Genomic DNA, 15816 nt, shown 5'->3' on the forward strand with positions numbered 1-15816 from the left:
CCTCAGACGTTGAAGCTTTCGCCGCAGCCACACTCACCGCGCACGTTGGGGTTGTTGAACCTGAAGCCTTCGTTCAACCCTTCCTTGACGAAGTCCAGTTCGGTGCCGTCGAGGTACACCAGGCTCTTGGGATCGATGATCACCTTGACGCCATGGTTCTCGAACACCGTGTCTTCGTCAGCCAGCTCGTCGACGAACTCCAGCACGTAGGCCAGGCCCGAACAACCGGTGGTGCGCACGCCCAGGCGAATACCTTCGCCCTTGCCGCGCCCCTCGAGGGAACGCCGCACATGGTTGGCGGCGGCTTCTGTCATGCTGATAGCCATCAGAACTCCTTACCTCGCAACAGGCGACTTAGATCAAGCCTTTCTTCTGCTTGTAATCGCGTACGGCTGCCTTGATGGCATCCTCGGCGAGTACCGAGCAGTGGATCTTGACCGGCGGCAACGCCAGTTCTTCGGCCAGCTGGGTGTTCTTGATGGTTTCGGCTTCGTCCAGGGTCTTGCCCTTCATCCACTCGGTGGCGAGGGAGCTGGAGGCGATGGCCGAACCGCAGCCGTAGGTCTTGAACTTGGCGTCTTCGATGACGCCCTGCTCGTTGACCTTGATCTGCAGACGCATCACGTCACCGCAGGCCGGCGCGCCGACCATGCCGGTACCGACATCCGGGTCCTCGGCATTCATCTTGCCGACGTTGCGCGGGTTTTCGTAGTGGTCGATGACCTTTTCACTGTATGCCATGGTGCAATTCCTTCCTCATCAGGGAGCCGCTCTTGCCGGCGACTGCTTAGTGGGCGGCCCACTCGATCTTGGAGATGTCAACGCCGTCTTTGTACATGTCCCACAGCGGCGACAGCTCACGCAGTTTGTTAACGGCCTCGCAGACTTTCTGCGCGGCGTAGTCGACTTCTTCTTCAGTGGTGAAGCGGCCGAAGGAGAAGCGGATCGAGCTGTGCGCCAGCTCGTCATTGCGGCCCAGAGCGCGCAGTACGTACGACGGCTCGAGCGAAGCGGAGGTACAGGCCGAACCGGACGATACCGCGATGTCCTTCAGCGACATCAGCAGCGACTCGCCTTCGACGTAGTTGAAGCTCAGGTTCAGGTTGTGCGGTACACGGGCGGTCTGGCTGCCGTTGACGTACAGCTCTTCGAGGTCCGAAACCTGCTTGAAGAAGCGGTCGCTCAGGGCCTTGATGCGCACATTTTCACTGGCCATCTCTTGCTTGGCGATGGCGAACGCCTCGCCCATGCCGACGATCTGGTGGGTTGGCAGGGTGCCCGAACGCATGCCGCGCTCATGGCCACCGCCGTGAATGATTGCCTCGAGGCGCACACGCGGCTTGCGGCTGACGTACAGTGCGCCGATGCCTTTGGGGCCGTAGACCTTGTGCGCCGAGAACGACATCAGGTCGACCTTCAGCTTCTGCACATCGATCTCGACCTTGCCGGCCGACTGGGCCGCGTCGACATGGAACAGCACGCCGCGCGAGCGGGTCAGCTCACCGATGGCGGCGATGTCGTTGATCGAGCCGACTTCATTGTTGACGTGCATCAGCGAGACCAGAATGGTGTCGTCGCGCAGCACGGCCTCGACCATGGCCGGGGTGACGATGCCGTCTTCGCCTGGCTCCAGGTAGGTGACTTCGAAACCTTCACGCTCGAGCTGGCGAGCGGTATCCAGGACCGCCTTGTGCTCGATCTTGGAGGTGATGATGTGCTTGCCCTTGGTCTGATAGAAGTGCGCGACACCTTTGAGAGCGAGGTTGTCGGACTCGGTGGCACCGCTGGTCCAGACGATTTCACGCGGATCGGCGTTGATCAGTTCGGCGACCTGGCGACGACCGTTCTCGACCGCTTCCTCGGCTTTCCAGCCGAAGACGTGGGAGCGCGAAGCCGGGTTACCGAAGTTCCCGTCGACCAGCAGGCAGTCGGCCATCTTCTGGGCGACACGTGGGTCGACCGGGGTGGTCGCGGAGTAATCGAGGTAGATCGGCAACTTCATGGATATCTCCTATCAGGCGGTGGCGTCGCTCGTCGCTGTTATAAAGGTCAGTCGACGGCGGACGTCTCAATCTTGTCCAACTGGGCGGATCGGCCTGCGACACGACGCAGGTCCTGGCGCTGGGCGACTTCCTGCACCTCACGGCGCTTGACGAGGTCGGCCAGGCTGATGCCGCTGAGGAATTCATGGATCTGCTGGCTGAGATCGCACCACAGGTGGTGGGTCAGACAGGTATCACCGGCATGGCAATCCCCAAGGCCCTGGCAACGGGTAGCATCGACCGATTCGTTGACCGCGTCGATGACCTGAGCCACCTGGATGGTTTCCATGCCCCGCGACAGCTGATAGCCACCGCCTGGACCGCGCACACTGGATACCAGGCTGCTGCGGCGCAGCTTGGCGAACAGCTGCTCCAGATAAGAGAGGGAAATGCCCTGGCGCTCGGAAATGTCGGCCAAAGACACGGGCCCATGCTGCGCGTGCAACGCCAGGTCGAGCATGGCTGTCACGGCGTATCGGCCTTTAGTAGTCAGTCGCATGGCTATTGGGTACCACGGGAGTTACAGGATGTGAGCGAGTATGCGATTCCCGAGCATTTAAGTCAACTATTAGACCTACTGCTTTAGTCGGGTTTTACGTCGGGAGGCGGGCGCGATTGTAGCAGACGAGGGGCGTGAGCACACGCCCCGTATGTCACCACGGCTTCAGCGCGACGCGATCAATGCGACTGAGTGTCGCGCTGGGCGGCCTGGGCAGCTTCGGTGAAGTCATCCTCCGGCAGTGCCGGCAACTCCTTGGCACAGTAGTCGCTGCCCATCTTGGTCAGCGCGCCGCACATGCCCTCCAGGCGCTCATCCACCGCTTGCAGGTGGTCGAGCATCTGCCCGATGGCACGTGCGACCGGGTCTGGCATGTCGCCACTGACGCCATACGCATCGAAACCGATCTTCTCGGCCATGGCCTTGCGCCGGGCTTCGACTTCGTTTTCTTCGCTCTTGACGATGATGCGGCCCGGGATACCCACTGCGGTCGCCCCCGCCGGCACGGCCTTGGTCACCACCGCATTGGAGCCGATCTTGGCCCCGGCACCGACGGTGAACGGGCCCAGCACCTTGGCCCCCGCCCCCACCACCACGCCGTTTTCCAGGGTCGGATGGCGCTTGCCTTTATTCCAGCTGGTGCCGCCCAGGGTCACACCCTGATAAAGCGTGACGTCGTCGCCGATCTCGGCAGTCTCGCCGATGACGATCCCCATGCCATGGTCGATGAAGAAACGCCGGCCAATGGTGGCGCCAGGGTGGATCTCGATCCCGGTCATCCAGCGCCCGAAGTTCGACACCAGCCGGGCCAGCCACTTGAAATCACGCGTCCACAAGGCATTGCCCAGCCGGTGCAGCCAGATGGCATGCATGCCCGGGTAGCAGGTCAGCACCTCGAAGGCGTTGCGCGCTGCCGGGTCACGATGGAATACGCTTTGAATATCTTCACGCAGGCGTTCGAACATCTGTCAGTCCTTCCTTTTATGCGGTTCGCCCCGAGCCACTTTCTGGGTCTCGGTGAGGATGCCGCGCAAAATGCTCATTTCCGGACGGTTCACCGAGCTGCGCCCGTACAGCCGACGCAGGCGCGCCATCAGGTGCTTGGGCTTCTCGGGGTCAAGGAAGCCGATGTCCACCAGGGTCTTTTCCAGGTGGTCGTAGAACAGCTCCATTTCGTCCATGGTCGCCAGCTCGCTGGCGTCGGCCTTCTCGACTTTCGCCGGGGCATCCTCGGCTGCCAGCCAGGCCATGCGCACCTCATAAGAGAGCACCTGGACCGCGGCGGCCAGATTCAGCGAGCTGAAGTCGGGGTTCGAGGGAATGTGCACGTGGAAGTGACATCGCTGCAGTTCGTCGTTGGTCAGGCCGGCGTGTTCGCGACCGAACACCAGGGCGATTTCCTCGCCGCCCAGCGCATGCTCCACAGCCTTGGCCCCGCATTCGCGAGGGTCGATCAATGGCCAGGGGATGCTGCGCTCGCGGGCACTGGTACCCATCACCAGATTACAGCCGACCAGCGCCTGCTCAAGGCTGTCGACAACCTGGGCGTTACCCAGCACATCGTCGGCGCCCGAGGCCCGGGCACTGGCTTCGGCATCGGGAAACGCTTTTGGCTGCACCAGCACCAGACGCGACAAGCCCATGTTTTTCATGGCACGCGCAGCGCCGCCGATGTTGCCGGGGTGGCTGGTATTGACCAGAACAACACGAATATTTTGCAGCACGGTGTTGTGCTCTCAGAGGCAGATATCAGGGCCTTCGATCTTACAGAACCGACAGACGTAACGCCATGAAAGCAAATGTGACACTTCTGTCGTCAAAGTTTTCTGCTAGAATGATCGGCTTTCTTCTTTAACATCTCCAGGTGACCCGCCCATGCAGCCTATGCTGAATATCGCCCTGCGCGCCGCTCGCAGCGCCAGTGAACTGATTTTCCGCTCCATCGAACGCCTGGATAGCATCAAGGTCGATGAGAAAGAGGCCAAGGACTACGTTTCCGAAGTCGATCGCGCCGCCGAGCAGAAAATCGTCGACGCCCTGCGCAAGGCCTACCCGAACCACTCCATCCAGGGTGAAGAGACCGGCATGCACGCGGGCACCGGCGAAGAAGGCAAGGACTACCTGTGGATCATCGACCCACTGGACGGCACCACCAACTTCCTGCGCGGCATCCCTCATTTCGCTGTCAGCATCGCCTGCAAATACCGTGGTCGCCTTGAGCACGCCGTGGTTCTCGACCCGGTTCGCCAGGAAGAATTCACCGCCAGCCGTGGCCGTGGCGCCCAACTCAATGGCCGCCGCCTGCGCGTCAGCTCGCGCACCAGCCTGGAAGGCGCCCTGCTGGGCACCGGTTTCCCGTTCCGTGACAGCCAGATGGCCGACCTGGACAACTACCTGGGCATGTTCCGCGCCCTGACTGGCCAGACTGCAGGCATCCGCCGCGCAGGCTCCGCCAGCCTGGACCTGGCTTACGTCGCCGCCGGCCGCTTCGATGCATTCTGGGAGTCGGGCCTGTCCGAGTGGGACATGGCTGCAGGCGTACTGCTGATTCAAGAAGCAGGCGGCCTGGTAAGCGACTTCAACGGTGGCCACGACTTCCTCGACAAGGGCCACATCGTCGCGGGCAACATCAAGTGCTTCAAGGCAGTACTGACGGCTATCCAGCCGCACCTGCCAGAGAGCATGAAGCGCTAAGTACCGTTGGCGTTATAAAGAAGCACCCCTCGGGGTGCTTTTTTTATGGCGACGTATTGTGCTCGACACTTCACCAGCCTTACAACGTATTGATATAACAGCCGCACGGCAGCCGCGGCCTATTCAATGGCAGTTATTCTTGATGGCCGCCTCCAATGCCGACGTCGTCTTCTCATTCAACTCGATGCGCAACGCCACCGCACGCTCGACACCAATTTGCAACGCCGGGCCGAAGCGGCTGATATCCAACCCCAGGCGGATCAACATTTTCTCGACCCCCACCGTGGTCACCGTGACGAACTGTTTCACGCCACAGCCAATGGCATAGCTGACGATCGCATGAATAGCCTGCGTGGTGCCCTGGGAGAAGCCGAACCGATTGCCGTCCGGCAGCTCGATGGCAAAGCGGCTCAGCTCCCAGATGGCGTCGGAGCACGGTGCAGGATGCCCATGCAGCAGTTCGGGGAAGGTATGCGCCAGCATGTTCGGGCCCGTGGTCGGCAGTATCCGCCAGCACCCACAGACATAGCCCGCCTCGTCATCGCGGTTGATGATCATGTAATAGGGGTCGAGCGCATCGTAGCCATCGATCTCCATGTCATTGATCAGCGGGATGTCCCACATCTTTTTAACTTTGAAGATACGTGCCCGAAGTTTATGCATGGCATTCAGCGCTTGCGGGTCGATGTTAGTGCGGCGATCAATGGAGATAAGCATAGGGGCAATTACCGGCAGGGGTTTGAATTGCCACCCACGGTATATTCATGCCGGTTAAATAAAATCCTACCTAATTTGGGAGGTGGCCGACATTAACCAGACTTGTTAATTTTTCGGCTTTTGCAGGATTGATTCCCGATGAAGCTACTCAATACCTCAGCTGTGCGCGAGGTCGCCCATCAAGCCATCAGCCTGCGCCTGGGCCTCAAGCAGAGCCAGACCGAATTCTGGTCAAGGTTCGGCATCAGCCAGGCCTGCGCCAGCCGCATCGAATGCACCAGTCAAGTGCCCGCCCCGGTGTATATCCTGCTGCGCCTTTACCTCAGCGGTCGCCTGGAGGAAAGCGACCTGGCCCAACGCCCGCAGTGACACTCAGGGCGTGATCGATTTTTGCTGGATGGCTTTGAGCACCGCCATCTGGCGCGAGCTGACCTGGAACTTGCGGCGGATGTTCTTGAAGTGGAAGTCGATGGCCGAGGTCGTGCACGACAGAATCATCGAGATTTCCCAGGTGGTCTTGCCTGCTGCGCTCCACTGCAGCACCTCTTTTTCCCGGCTCGTCAGGTGCACGGGTGTGGAGCATTCGATGCGTGCCTTGAGCATCCCCTCCATCGCGTAATCGCGCAGCAGGGTCGCCGTAGGCAAGGACTCGATCATCGTAGCAGTCGCTTGCGGACCACTTTCAGAGGGTTTCAGGCAGAGCATGCCCGCCTCGCCGCGCGGACCATGCAAGGGCAGCGCAAGGCCTTGCTGCAAGCCATGTGCGGCGGCTTCTTCGAAGAATTCCGACTCTGAGGGACGGCGGTAGTTGTCCCGGTCCCAGAGCAGTGGCCGGTTTGCGTTCAGGCAGTGCTGAACCACCGGATCGACCGCAGCGTAGGACTCGGCGTCGTAACGTGTGCGCCACGCATCAGGGTAGTCGCTGTAGATCAGCACCTGCTGATTGGCGTCAGTGGGCGCAGGCTTGAGACCGATCAGAAAGTTCGAGTATCCCAGCTTGCGGGTCAGGATTTTAAGGTGAGCCAGCCAGTCCTCAAAGCGCTCCATTTCGCTGAGTCGCAGCAGCTCATCCATTACCAGTAGGGTCATTCCCTTCCTCGTAGGCACCGTTTGACGGTGGTCTCATGGCGAGACAACACGCGAGGGAATATCGACTCCCTCATTCAGGTGGGTCGATAAGATAGTTACATGGCACATTGAAATCAACGTGCATAGAGTGCTCGCCGACGAGAAGCAAGCGGTCGCAGACACTAGTCAGTTGCCCAACCCGCCACAACCTCCCTGTTCTGGGAGGTACCAGGCGCTGCGCGCAGCCTATTTACTAGCGTGGCACCAGCCTGCACCGGCAGGCAGCACCACGATGCACATGGACGGCACGGGAAAACACCTGAAGCTGTATTTCGGCTGACCCACAAGGAGCCCTCCTGCATGTTCCAGCAACAGTTCTTCAGCATGGTTGCGCGCCATCGCGACTACCCGGCGGTCGTCGACAGCCATGGCAAAACCCGCAGCTACGGCGAACTGCTGCAGGACATCGACCAGTTGCGCGCCAGGCTGCATGCTGCAGGCCTGCGCGAAGGTGATGTGGTAGCCACTCAACTGGGCAACAGTACCGGATATGTGGCGCTGCTGTTTGCCATGGCAAGCCTGGGGCTGATTCACTGCCCCGTGAGCGTGGCCAGCAGCACACACCAGCGGGCAATGCGCCTGGGCCAGGTCGGCGCCGCCCTACTGATCACCGAAGCCGGCATAGTGCCGGCGGGCCTTGGTGTACCAGGCTTTACCCTCTATTCGCCCACACCTGTCAATCTCAAGACCCCAGCGTGGCGCGACTGCGCCGGGCTGATGCGCATGCAGGAAACCTCAGGCAGCACCGGCGCACCCAAACTTGCGCTGTGGCGCCAGGACCGGCTGTACCGTGAAATCATGCATTGGGTAGACAGCGCCGGCCTGGACGCCGGTGCGCGCTACCTGAATATCCATAGCCTCGATGGCGGGCATGCAGTAGACCTGCATGTATTCCCGGCTTTGCTGACGGGTGCGACGCTGTACCTGGGTGATGCGACCCAGGTTGAGCACACCCTGCGCACCCTGCACGAACAGCGCATCAGCGTGATGAGCGCACTGCCGTCGCAGTACCTGGAGCTGGCACAGGCCGCACAGAACACCGGCATCCGCCTGCCAGCACTGAGCAAACCTTTCTGCGGCGGCGCCTACCTGGACGACCATGTGGTGCTGGAAAGCGAGCGCCACCTGGGCGTGCACCTGAAAAGGATCTACGGCTCGACGGAGTTCGGCATGGTCCTGGCAAACTTCACGCCGAGCCTGCAGGTCGGCTGTGGCATGCGCCCGGTAGGTGATGTCGAGGTGACGCTGGAACCGCTGGACCCCGCGCAACCGGAAGTAGGCGAAATCATCGCCCGCTCCACGCACCGCGGCTCGGGGTACTTCCCACCTGCACCGATCCCTTGCGAGGACCAGGCCTATGCCACCGGCGATATCGCCCGGCGCCTTGCCGACGGCAGCCTGATGCCGCTGGGGCGCGCGACGGATGCCCTGCTCACGCAACAAGGCATGCAGTTTGCCCCCGCCCTGGAAGCGCAGATCGCACAGGCCATGAAGTTCGAGCGCGTGGTGGTACTGGTAGACGAGCAGGATCGCCGGCGCGCCCATGTGATCGTGCAAGGCAACACGGCTGACGCACATGAGCGGTTGGCGAAACTGACCGGGGGGCTGGAACGCCTGGGCATTAGTGCCAGTATCGCAGTGCTTGAACGGATACCCATGACGCCGACCGGCAAGCCGGACCGCGTCCGGCTTCGCAAGCAGCTAGGCGCGCAGCAACAACTACGCTAGACCGGCTTGGGAGCGGGCTCGCCAGCCCGCCTCCTCAAACTGGCCAATGTGAGCTTTACTGCCCGGCCTGGTTGTCACTGAGAATCAGCTTGCCATTCTTGTCCAGGGGGATGGTCGAGCCCGGCTCGCGGTCCATCTTCACCTGCCCCGCCTGGTCACCAATGGTGTACTTCACGTTATAACCAACGACCTTGTCGCTGATGTCATTGACCGTATTGCAGCGGGTTTGCGTCGTGGTGTAAGTGTCACGCTGCTGCATGCCTTCCTGCACCTTGTTACCGGCATAGCCACCACCGACCGCACCGGCCACGGTGGCGATCTTCTTGCCGGTACCACCACCAATCTGGTTACCCAGCAGGCCACCGGCCAGGGCACCCACGACGGTACCGGCGATCTGGTGCTGGTCCTTGACCGGCGCCTGACGCGTCACGGTGACGTCCTTGCAGACCTCACGCGGTGTCTTGACCTGCTGCTTGATCGGCTGCACATCGGTGACCTGGGCGTACTCCGGCCCTTTGTTCACCAAGCTGTAGGTCGCCACAGCACCTCCGGCAGTTACACCGACAGCACCCAGTACCGCACCCACCAGCATTGATTTATTCACCTGAACCTCCTGATCTTCCCTGCGGGACATAGCCCGCCTTCTCCCTGCCTTGGAGCAAAAAAAAAGGCGCGAGTTCAATACTCGCGCCTCTTGATTCGCCAAACGGCGTAGGAAAAGCCCTTACGGACGCTCGTCCACGCCTTCGGTCTTGGCTGGGGGAATCAGGTCTTCACTGTTCAGGTTCAGCCAGATCAGTACCACGTTGGCGATATAGATCGACGAGTAGGTACCGGCCATGACCCCGATGAACAGCGCCAGCGAGAAGCCGAACAGGTTGTCGCCACCGAAGAACAGCAGTGCGGCGATGGCCAGCAAGGTCGACACCGAGGTGGCGATGGTACGCAGCAGGGTCTGGGTGGTCGAGACGTTGATGTTCTCGATCAGCGACGCCTTGCGCATCACACGGAAGTTCTCACGCACCCGGTCGAATACGACAATGGTGTCGTTGAGCGAGTAACCGATGATCGCCAGCACCGCCGCCAATACCGTCAGGTCGAAGGTGATCTGGAAGAACGACAGGATACCCAGCGTCACCACCACGTCGTGGATCAGCGAGATGATCGCGCCCACGGCGAACTTCCACTGGAAGCGGAAGGCCAGGTAGATGAGGATGCCGCCCAGGGCCAGGAGCATGCCCATGCCACCCTGGTCACGCAGCTCTTCACCCACCTGCGGGCCTACGAACTCGACGCGCTTGAGCGTGGCCGGGTTGTCGCCGCCGGCTTTTTGCAGTGCCTCGGCTACCTTGCTGCCCAGTTGCGGGTCATCGCCCGGCATACGCACCAGCAGGTCGGTGGTTGCGCCAAAGCTCTGCACCACGGCCTCGTGGAAGCCGGAGTTGACCAGTTCGGCACGTACCGCCTTGAGGTCGGCCGGGCGCTCGTAGGTCAGCTCGATGAGCGTACCGCCGGTGAAGTCCAGGCCAAAGTTCAGGCCCTTCTGCCACCAGCTGAACAGCGCCAGGACGGTGAGGAGCACAGTGATGGCGAACGCGACATTGCGCACGCCCATGAAGTTGATGATTTTCATCGCAGCTCCCTCAAACCCACAGCTTCTTGATGTCACGCCCGCCGCAGGTCAGGTTGACCATTGCGCGGGTCACCATGATGGCGGTGAACATCGAGGTGAAAATCCCGAGGGACATGGTGACCGCAAAGCCCTTGACCGGGCCGGTACCCATGGCGAACAGGATGCCGCCGACCAGCAGGCTGGTCAGGTTGGCGTCGATGATCGCGGTAAAGGCGCGGTTGAAACCTTCATGGATGGCGCGCTGCACCGACATGCCGGCTTTGAGCTCCTCACGGATACGCGAGAAGATCAGCACGTTGGCGTCTACCGCCATACCCATGGTCAACACGATACCCGCGATACCCGGCAGGGTCAGGGTCGCGCCCAGCAGCGACATCAGCGCCAGCAGCAAGACCATGTTGCCCGCCAGGGCGATGGTGGCGATCACGCCGAAGCCGCGGTAGATGGCGATGATGAACAGCGAGACGAACAGCATGCCCCACAGCGACGCATCAATACCCTTGGTGATGTTGTCCGCACCCAGGCTTGGGCCAATGGTACGTTCTTCAGCGAAATACATCGGCGCAGCCAGACCACCGGCACGCAACAGCAGGGCCAGCTCGGACGATTCGCCCTGGCCGTTCAGGCCGGTGATGCGGAACTGGCTACCCAGCGGCGACTGAATGGTCGCCAGGCTGATGATCTTCTTCTCTTCCTGGAAGCTCTGTACCGGCACTTCCTTCTCGACGCCGTCGACGGTCTGCTTGACGTAGCGGGTGACCGGCTTCTGCTCGATGAAGATCACCGCCATGCTGCGCCCGACGTTGCTGCGCGTGGCGCGGCTCATCAGCTCGCCGCCGTGGCCATCCAGGCGGATGTTCACTTGCGGGCGGCCGTGCTCGTCGAAGCTGGCCTGGGCGTCGGTAACCTGGTCACCGGTGATGATCAGGCCACGCTCGACCGGGGCGGAGCGGCCGCCCTCGCGGAACTCGAAGACCTCGGTGGTTGCCTTGGACGCGCCAGGTTCGGCACCGAAGCGGAACTCAAGGTTAGCGGTCTTGCCGAGGATACGCTTGGCTTCGGCAGTGTCCTGCACGCCTGGCAGCTCGACCACGATACGGTTGGCGCCCTGACGCTGAACCAGCGGCTCGGCCACGCCCAGCTCGTTGACGCGGTTGCGCACGGTGGTCAGGTTCTGCTTGATCGAGTATTCGCGGATCTCGGCGACTTTCGCCTGAGTCAGCGCCAGACGCAGCACGGCGAGGTCATTGCGCTCGGTGGCAGTCAGGTCGAAATCGGAGAAATTCTTGCGGATCAGGGCACGTGCCTGCTCGCGGGTTGCATCGTCAGCGAAGCCCAGCATGATGCCGCCATCCTGCTGAGGCAGGCTGCGGTAGCGGATGCGCTCTTTGCGCAGGAGGGTTTTGACCTCCCCTTCATACACCTTCATACGGGCGGTCATGGCCTTGTCCATGTCCACTTCCAGCAGGAAGTGCACACCACCGGACAGGTCCAGGCCCAGTTTCATCGGGCTTGCACCCAGGTTACGCAGCCATTGCGGAGTGGTCTGGGCCAGGTTCAGGGCCACGACGTAATCATCGCCCAGTGCCTTGCGCACTACATCCTTGGCTGGAAGCTGGTCTTCCTGGTTGGTCAGGCGAATCAGCGCACTGCCCTTTTCACCCAGGCTGGCGCCCTTGACGGTGATACCGGCATCGGTCAGCGCCTTGGAGACGCGATCGAGGTCGGCCTGGTTTACCTGCAGCGCCGAACTGGCACCACTGACTTGCACCGCCGGATCATCCGGGTAGAGGTTGGGAGCGGAATAAATAAAACCGATCGCCAGTACCAGCAGGATCAGTGCGTATTTCCACAGAGGGTATTTGTTCAGCATCACGCCGCCCGTTCAAGACGCGGGGCGCGTTGCGCGCCCCGACTGGAAAAATAAAACCGGTAACTCAGATAGCCTTGAGCGTACCTTTTGGCAGGGTCGCGGCGATGGCGCCCTTCTGGAACTTCAGCTCGACGGTGTCGGAAACTTCCAGCACCACGAAATCATCGGTGACCTTGACGATCTTGCCGGCGATGCCGCCGTTGGTGACAACTTCGTCACCTTTTTGCAAGTTGCCCAGCAGGTTCTTCTGCTCTTTGGCGCGCTTGGCCTGTGGACGCCAGATCATCAGGTAGAAGATGACCAGGAAGCCGACCAGGAAGATCCACTCGAAACCGGTACCGGCTGGGCCGGCGGCAGGTGCTGCTGCGTCCGCGTAAGCGGCGGGAATCAGAAAGCTCATGAGGCACTCCATTACTGAGTTTTAATATTTAAGTGCTGACAATCAGCCCAAAGGCGGCACAGGCAGCCCGCGTTTGGCGTAGAAGGCGTCGACAAAGGCGGCCAATTTACCCTGTTGAATAGCCTCGCGTAAACCGGCCATCAAGCGCTGGTAATGGCGCAAGTTGTGGATGGTATTCAGCATGCTGCTCAACATTTCGCCGCATTTGTCCAGGTGGTGGAGGTACGCGCGGGAGAAGTTGGTGCAGGTATAGCAATCGCAGGTCGGATCCAGCGGCGACTCATCGTGGCGATGGAACGCATTGCGGATCTTGATCACCCCGGTATCGACGAACAGATGGCCGTTGCGCGCGTTACGCGTCGGCATCACGCAGTCGAACATGTCGACGCCGCGGCGCACACCCTCAACGAGATCTTCCGGTTTGCCTACCCCCATAAGGTAACGAGGTTTGTCAGCAGGCATCTGGTCCGGCAGGTAGTCCAGCACCTTGATCATCTCGTGCTTGGGCTCGCCCACCGACAGGCCGCCGATGGCCAGGCCGTCGAAGCCGATGTTTTCCAGGCCTTCCAGCGAGCGCATGCGCAGGTCCTGGTACATGCCGCCCTGGACGATGCCGAACAGCGCCGCTGTGTTGTCGGCGTGGGCGTTTTTCGAGCGCTGGGCCCAGCGCAGCGACAGCTCCATGGAGGTTCGTGCCACGTCGTGCTCGGCCGGGTAAGGGGTGCACTCGTCGAAGATCATCACCACGTCCGAGCCCAGGTCACGCTGGACCTGCATCGACTCTTCGGGGCCCATGAACACTTTGGAGCCGTCGACGGGCGAGGCGAAGGTCACGCCTTCCTCTTTGATCTTGCGCATGGCGCCCAGGCTAAACACCTGGAAGCCACCGGAGTCGGTGAGGATCGGGCCTTTCCACTGCATGAAGTCGTGCAGGCCGTTGTGCTTCTTGATCACCTCGGTGCCCGGGCGCAGCCACAGGTGGAAGGTGTTGCCCAGGATCATCTCGGCGCCGATGGCCTCGATGTCGCGCGGCAGCATGCCTTTGACCGTGCCGTAGGTGCCTACCGGCATGAACGCCGGGGTTTCCACGGTACCTCGGGGGAAGGTAATGCGACCACGACGGGCCTTGCCGTCGGTGGCCAGCAGTTCGAAGGACATTCGACAGGTGCGACTCATGCTTGATCCTCGGGCCCGCGTGGCGCCGGATTGCGGGTGATGAACATGGCATCACCGTAACTGAAGAAGCGGTACCCCTGCTCGACCGCAGCCGCGTAGGCGGCCATGGTCTCGGGGTAGCCGGCGAAGGCCGAGACCAGCATCAGCAGCGTGGACTCCGGCAGGTGGAAGTTGGTGACCAGGGCATCGACCACATGGAATGGCCGGCCCGGGTAAATGAAGATGTCGGTATCACCGCTGAATGCCTTGAGCACGCCGTCGCGCGCCGCGCTTTCCAGCGAGCGCACGCTGGTGGTGCCCACGGCCACCACACGCCCGCCGCGGGCACGGCAGGCCTCAACCGCATCCACCACATCCTGGCTCACTTCGAGCCACTCTTTATGCATGTGATGGTCTTCGATCTTGTCGACCCGCACCGGCTGGAAGGTGCCCGCGCCGACGTGCAGGGTCACGAAGGCCCGCTCCACGCCCTTGGCGGCAATCTGCTCCAGCAGCGCCTGGTCGAAGTGCAGGCCGGCCGTGGGCGCTGCGACCGCACCGGCACGCTCGGCGTAGACGGTCTGGTAACGCTCACGGTCGGCGCCCTCGTCGGGGCGGTCGATATAGGGCGGCAGCGGCATGTGCCCGACGCGTTCGAGCAGTGGCAGCACCTCTTCGGTGAAGCGCAGCTCGAACAGCGTTTCGTGGCGCGCGACCATTTCGGCCTCGCCACCGCCATCGATGAGAATCTGAGCACCCACCTTGGGCGCCTTGCTGGAGCGCACGTGGGCCAATACCCGGTGGCTGTCCAGCACGCGTTCGACCAGCACTTCCAGCTTGCCGCCGGAGGCTTTCTGGCCGAACAAGCGCGCCGGGATAACCCGGGTATTGTTGAATACCATCAGGTCGCCCGGGCGCAAATAGTCGAGCAGATCGGTGAATTGCTGATGTACCAAGGCGCCGCTCGGCCCATCGAGGACCAGCAGACGGCTACCATGGCGCTCGGCCAGAGGGTGGCGGGCGATCAGGGAATCGGGGAGTTCGAAGGAAAAATCGGCGACGCGCATGATGATGTTCGGTTCGGCAGGGCCGGGAAGTTTAGCCCAATGTGTGAAAATTGACCATGAAACCCGATTGACCGACCCGAGGCACCTCTCTATACTGCGCGCCACAAGCCCTGATGGCGGAATTGGTAGACGCGGCGGATTCAAAATCCGTTTTCGAAAGGAGTGGGAGTTCGAGTCTCCCTCGGGGCACCAAAATCCAGAAAAAACCGACCTTATGGTCGGTTTTTTTGTGCCTGGCGTTTAGCAATCCTCAAGCACCGTCGCGCGGCCCCTTGGCACAACTGCCCTCTGCCCCGGCTCAGCACCCTTCCCTACGCTGGCCCTTGCCTTCATCTCTCGTGCAAGGAGCCGCAAAATGAAAATGAACCCTGCAGGCGCCGATCACAGTGCAGGCCGGTGAGCCCGAGATCAGTGGCGCCTTCGAACTGGCCTATCAATTCGAACCGCGCGTGCAGGGCGACGACAGACCGCTGAGCCTTTCCAGCCTGGAATACGACCCCTTCAACAAGCGCCTGCTGGCCACCACCAGCCATGAGCAGGGTGACCAGATTGGTGGCTATTTGTGGGCATTGCCACTGCCACTGCTTGAACCGGACGGGTCGGGTACACCGCTACCGTTCCTCGGGCCCGACGGCTCGCCCTTGTGGTTCGATAACAAACCGGAAGGCGTTGTAGCGTTGAATGCTCGCCAGGTAATGGTGGTCCACGATGATGACCGGGTTCAGGTTGCCGAGTCTGCGCGCGGCAAGGCCAAGCAGGCCAACGAGTTCACCTATAGCGTGATCGAATTGGGCAATCCGTAGAAATGGCCAGCACACACCGGGACATCGAATGGCGCCTTGGATGATAGCGATGATCCAATCAACCCGAATGGGTAGTC

Annotated in this window: 18 protein-coding genes and 1 tRNA gene; 5 read left to right on the plus strand and 14 right to left on the minus strand. The window is 61.4% G+C overall.

Going from position 1 to position 15816, the window contains the following annotated elements:
• Positions 1 to 2: 2 nt before the first annotated feature.
• The 6 genes from iscA to trmJ all read right to left on the minus strand — a co-directional run bounded on the left by iscA (position 3) and on the right by trmJ (position 4265).
• Positions 3 to 326 (minus strand): iron-sulfur cluster assembly protein IscA, encoded by a 324-nt coding sequence (gene iscA, locus PC358_RS16495; protein ID WP_033701188.1) that lies wholly within the window; start codon positions 324 to 326, stop codon positions 3 to 5.
• Positions 327 to 354: 28 nt separating this feature from the next.
• Positions 355 to 741: a Fe-S cluster assembly scaffold IscU gene (iscU, locus tag PC358_RS16500; protein ID WP_003248539.1), complete on the minus strand. Its 387-nt coding sequence runs from the start codon at positions 739 to 741 to the stop codon at positions 355 to 357.
• Positions 742 to 787: 46 nt separating this feature from the next.
• Positions 788 to 2002: an IscS subfamily cysteine desulfurase gene (locus PC358_RS16505; RefSeq protein ID WP_033701189.1), complete on the minus strand. Its 1215-nt coding sequence runs from the start codon at positions 2000 to 2002 to the stop codon at positions 788 to 790.
• A 47-nt stretch (positions 2003 to 2049) separates the two neighbouring features.
• Entirely contained in the window at positions 2050 to 2541 is a 492-nt protein-coding gene (gene iscR / locus PC358_RS16510) for a Fe-S cluster assembly transcriptional regulator IscR (RefSeq protein WP_027595541.1), read from the minus strand.
• A 179-nt stretch (positions 2542 to 2720) separates the two neighbouring features.
• Positions 2721 to 3506 carry a serine O-acetyltransferase gene (gene cysE / locus PC358_RS16515; protein WP_033701190.1) on the minus strand — a complete coding sequence of 262 codons (786 nt, stop codon included), beginning with the start codon at positions 3504 to 3506 and terminating at the stop codon, positions 2721 to 2723.
• A 3-nt stretch (positions 3507 to 3509) separates the two neighbouring features.
• Positions 3510 to 4265 (minus strand): tRNA (cytosine(32)/uridine(32)-2'-O)-methyltransferase TrmJ, encoded by a 756-nt coding sequence (gene trmJ / locus PC358_RS16520; protein ID WP_033701191.1) that lies wholly within the window; start codon positions 4263 to 4265, stop codon positions 3510 to 3512.
• 151 nt (positions 4266 to 4416) lie between these two features.
• Between trmJ and suhB the strand changes: the two genes are divergently transcribed.
• The gene (suhB, locus tag PC358_RS16525) at positions 4417 to 5235 is read left to right on the plus strand and encodes a type III secretion system regulator SuhB (protein WP_033701193.1); all 819 of its coding nucleotides are present in this window, start codon (positions 4417 to 4419) and stop codon (positions 5233 to 5235) included.
• A 123-nt stretch (positions 5236 to 5358) separates the two neighbouring features.
• Here the strand turns inward: suhB and PC358_RS16530 are convergent, their stop codons facing one another.
• Positions 5359 to 5952 (minus strand): acyl-homoserine-lactone synthase, encoded by a 594-nt coding sequence (locus PC358_RS16530; RefSeq protein ID WP_033701194.1) that lies wholly within the window; start codon positions 5950 to 5952, stop codon positions 5359 to 5361.
• Between the two features lie 138 nt (positions 5953 to 6090).
• Between PC358_RS16530 and PC358_RS16535 the strand changes: the two genes are divergently transcribed.
• Positions 6091 to 6321, plus strand: a complete 231-nt coding sequence (locus PC358_RS16535; protein WP_027595536.1) for a hypothetical protein — start codon at positions 6091 to 6093, stop codon at positions 6319 to 6321.
• Positions 6322 to 6324: 3 nt separating this feature from the next.
• Here PC358_RS16535 and PC358_RS16540 read toward each other — a convergent pair whose 3' ends face one another.
• Positions 6325 to 7041: a LuxR family transcriptional regulator gene (locus PC358_RS16540; protein WP_050506134.1), complete on the minus strand. Its 717-nt coding sequence runs from the start codon at positions 7039 to 7041 to the stop codon at positions 6325 to 6327.
• A gap of 339 nt (positions 7042 to 7380) precedes the next feature.
• Between PC358_RS16540 and PC358_RS16545 the strand changes: the two genes are divergently transcribed.
• The gene (locus PC358_RS16545) at positions 7381 to 8808 is read left to right on the plus strand and encodes a class I adenylate-forming enzyme family protein (protein ID WP_033701196.1); all 1428 of its coding nucleotides are present in this window, start codon (positions 7381 to 7383) and stop codon (positions 8806 to 8808) included.
• A 55-nt stretch (positions 8809 to 8863) separates the two neighbouring features.
• Here PC358_RS16545 and PC358_RS16550 read toward each other — a convergent pair whose 3' ends face one another.
• From PC358_RS16550 to queA, 6 genes are all read right to left on the minus strand, one after another.
• Complete coding sequence (locus PC358_RS16550; protein ID WP_033701198.1) at positions 8864 to 9412, minus strand: glycine zipper 2TM domain-containing protein; 549 nt, start codon at positions 9410 to 9412, stop codon at positions 8864 to 8866.
• 120 nt (positions 9413 to 9532) lie between these two features.
• Complete coding sequence (secF, locus tag PC358_RS16555) at positions 9533 to 10441, minus strand: protein translocase subunit SecF (protein WP_033701199.1); 909 nt, start codon at positions 10439 to 10441, stop codon at positions 9533 to 9535.
• A gap of 10 nt (positions 10442 to 10451) precedes the next feature.
• Positions 10452 to 12314 (minus strand): protein translocase subunit SecD, encoded by a 1863-nt coding sequence (gene secD, locus PC358_RS16560; protein ID WP_033701200.1) that lies wholly within the window; start codon positions 12312 to 12314, stop codon positions 10452 to 10454.
• A gap of 64 nt (positions 12315 to 12378) precedes the next feature.
• Positions 12379 to 12714 (minus strand): preprotein translocase subunit YajC, encoded by a 336-nt coding sequence (gene yajC / locus PC358_RS16565; RefSeq protein WP_027595530.1) that lies wholly within the window; start codon positions 12712 to 12714, stop codon positions 12379 to 12381.
• 42 nt (positions 12715 to 12756) lie between these two features.
• Positions 12757 to 13872, minus strand: a complete 1116-nt coding sequence (gene tgt / locus PC358_RS16570) for a tRNA guanosine(34) transglycosylase Tgt (protein ID WP_077068621.1) — start codon at positions 13870 to 13872, stop codon at positions 12757 to 12759.
• A 14-nt stretch (positions 13873 to 13886) separates the two neighbouring features.
• Complete coding sequence (gene queA / locus PC358_RS16575; RefSeq protein ID WP_033701201.1) at positions 13887 to 14936, minus strand: tRNA preQ1(34) S-adenosylmethionine ribosyltransferase-isomerase QueA; 1050 nt, start codon at positions 14934 to 14936, stop codon at positions 13887 to 13889.
• A gap of 107 nt (positions 14937 to 15043) precedes the next feature.
• Here queA and PC358_RS16580 point away from each other — a divergent pair.
• Positions 15044 to 15128: transfer RNA gene (locus tag PC358_RS16580), tRNA-Leu, on the plus strand.
• 194 nt (positions 15129 to 15322) lie between these two features.
• Complete coding sequence (locus PC358_RS16585; protein ID WP_033701202.1) at positions 15323 to 15739, plus strand: hypothetical protein; 417 nt, start codon at positions 15323 to 15325, stop codon at positions 15737 to 15739.
• Positions 15740 to 15816 lie beyond the last annotated feature (77 nt).

Origin of the sequence: Pseudomonas capeferrum, assembly GCF_000731675.1 — a bacterium.
Classification (GTDB): Bacteria; Pseudomonadota; Gammaproteobacteria; order Pseudomonadales; family Pseudomonadaceae; genus Aquipseudomonas; species Aquipseudomonas capeferrum.